This is a genomic window from Streptosporangium minutum, from assembly GCF_002149035.1.
Lineage (GTDB): Bacteria > Actinomycetota > Actinomycetes > Streptosporangiales > Streptosporangiaceae > Streptosporangium > Streptosporangium minutum.
In genome coordinates this window covers 1-1,044 of record NZ_NGFP01000516.1, presented here as the reverse complement: position 1 = coordinate 1,044, position 1,044 = coordinate 1, and the positions used below count along the sequence as shown (strand labels likewise).

Genomic DNA, 1,044 nt, shown 5'->3' with positions numbered 1-1,044 from the left:
CGCAAGGACCTGGCCACCGCCGCCGCCGCCGCCTCCACCACCACCGCCGAAGCCGCCTCCGGAGAAGGAGGCGGAGATGGTGAGGGTGTTGGAACCGAGCCGCTGGATGCTCTGCTGGATGCTCTGCGAGGCTCCCTCGCCGAAGGCGACCAGCAGGATCACCGCGCCCACCCCGATGAGGATGCCCAGCGTGGTCAGGAAGCTGCGCAGCTTGTTGGCCGCGAGCCCGCGGAGGGCGAACCGGAGGATCTCGAACCAGCTCACGCGGGAACCTCCGGCATGCGGGGCGGGGGACCGTCGACGGGAGCCTGGCGGCGGTCCTCGACGATCTGGCCGTCCACCAGGCGTATGACCCGCTTGGCGTGCGCGGCCACGTCGTCCTCGTGAGTGATGATCACGATTGTCCGGCCCGAGGCGCTCAGCCGGTCGAGGATATCCAGCACGTCACCGGTGGACGCGGTGTCGAGGTTCCCCGTGGGCTCGTCGGCGAGCAGGAGCGAGGGCGCGGTGACCAGCGCCCTGGCCACGGCCACCCGCTGCTGCTGTCCGCCGGAGAGCTCGTTCGGCTCATGGCGGACCCGGTCGGCCAGGCCGACCTGCTCCAGGGCCGCCAGGGCGCGGGCGCGCCGCTCGGCCGCGCCCACCCCGCCGTACGCCATGGGCAGCTCGACGTTGGCGAGCGCGCTCATCCGGGGAATCAGGTTGAACGACTGGAAGACGAAGCCGATCTTCCGGTTGCGCAGGACGGCGAGCTGGCGCTCCTCCAGCGCCCCGACGTCGGCGCCGTCGATGAGGTAGCGGCCGGAGGACGGCACGTCCAGGCAGCCCAGGATGTTCATGAGCGTGGACTTTCCGGAGCCGGAGGCGCCCATGACGGCCACGTAGTCGCCCCGCTCGACGGTGAGGGAGACCCCTCGCAGGGCACGGACCTGAGCGTCGCCCTCGCCGTACACCTTCGAGAGCTCCTGGACCGACAGGACCGGGGTGGTCATCGGCCGCCTCCGCCGAAACCGCCGCCGCCGGGACCGCCCACCCCGCCACGGC

At 72.1% G+C, this 1,044-nt stretch carries 2 protein-coding genes; both read right to left on the bottom strand.

Annotation, left to right across the window (positions count from 1 at the left end; all coding sequences use genetic code 11):
- On the bottom strand, positions 1–264 hold a 264-nt coding region (locus tag CA984_RS44135; RefSeq protein ID WP_207621281.1), incomplete at its 3' end, for an ABC transporter permease.
- Entirely contained in the window at positions 261–992 is a 732-nt protein-coding gene (locus CA984_RS44130) for an ABC transporter ATP-binding protein (protein WP_086579171.1), read from the bottom strand. The genes CA984_RS44135 and CA984_RS44130, both read right to left, overlap by 4 nt.
- Positions 993–1,044: the final 52 nt, after the last annotated feature.